General features: G+C 72.3%; 1 protein-coding gene and 1 pseudogene. Both read right to left on the reverse strand.

Annotation, left to right across the window (positions count from 1 at the left end; all coding sequences use genetic code 11):
• Positions 1-465 (reverse strand): annotated as a pseudogene (locus tag I53_RS00740) (cell division protein FtsZ); the annotation flags it as partial.
• A gap of 93 nt (positions 466-558) precedes the next feature.
• Positions 559-1,244: cell division protein FtsA (gene ftsA / locus I53_RS00745; protein WP_043345582.1), on the reverse strand; the 686-nt coding region annotated here is incomplete at its 5' end.

Raw genomic sequence — 1,244 nt, forward strand, 5'->3', positions numbered from 1 at the left:
CTGGATGCCGGATTCGGCGGTGCGCATGCGGCGCATGCCCTCGAACTGGAACGGCTTCGTCACGACGCCGACCGTCAGGATGCCCATGTCGCGGGCCGCACGGGCGATGACCGGAGCGGCGCCGGTGCCGGTGCCGCCGCCCATGCCGGCGGTGATGAAGCACATGTGGGCGCCCGAGAGCTGATCACGGATCTCGTCGATCACCTCGTCGGCGGCGGCCGAGCCGACCTCCGGGTGCGAGCCGGCGCCGAGGCCCTGCGTCACGCCCAGGCCCATCTGGATCACCCGCTCGGCCTTCGAGGAGGTGAGCGCCTGGGCGTCCGTGTTGGCCACGACGAATTCGCAGCCGAGCAGGCCCGACTCGATCATGTTGTTGACGGCGTTGCCGCCGGCGCCGCCGACGCCGAAGACGGTGATGCGGGGCTTGAGTTCCCGGATGTCCGGCGCCTGGAGGGTGATGGCCATGGTGTCGAGCCTCTCGCTAACTGTGCTTTCCGTGCGACGCCTGGGCGCCGGATACTCTTCGATCCGCCCGTCCGCGGGGGCGGATGCGAAACCCTAGAAGCTGTCCCGGAGCCAGCGGCCGACCCGGTTCAGGTAGTTGTCGGTTCCGGTCGCCGCGAAGGCGCCGTGCCCCCGCGGCTCGAAATGCTCGGCATGCGCCACCTGCGGGTAGACCAGCAGGCCGACCGCCGCCGAGAAGGCCGGGCCCTTTGCGGCTTCCGGCAGACCCCGGATCCCGAGGGGCCGTCCGATTCGCACCTGACCCTGGAGGACGCGGCGGGCGACCTCGGGCAGGCCGACGAGCTGGCTGGCGCCGCCGGTGAGGACCACGCGCCGTCCGGCCTGGGCCGCGAAGCCCGCGTCCCGCAGGCGGTCGCGGACCAGCTCGACCACCTCCTCGACCCGCGGCTTGATGATCCGCACGAGCTGCGAGCGCGGGATGTGGGCCGGGGCCTCGCCCTCGTCCTCGCCGACCCCGTGAACCGCGATCATGTCGCGGTCGTCGGAAGGCGTGGACAGGGCCGAGCCGTAGAGGGTCTTCAGCCGTTCGGCCGCCGCCATCCGGGTGGAGAGGCCGCGGGCGATGTCCATGGTGACGTGGTGGCCGCCGACCGCCAGGGCGTCCACGTGGACGAGGTGCCCGCCGGAGAACACGCCGACGCTGGTGGTGCCGCCGCCCATGTCGACGACGCAGACGCCCATCTCGGCCTCGTCGTCCACGAGCGCGGAGAGTCCGGCCG

Origin of the sequence: Methylobacterium sp. B1 (genome assembly GCF_000333255.1) — a bacterium.
In the GTDB taxonomy this organism is placed as follows: Bacteria; Pseudomonadota; Alphaproteobacteria; order Rhizobiales; family Beijerinckiaceae; genus Methylobacterium; species Methylobacterium fujisawaense.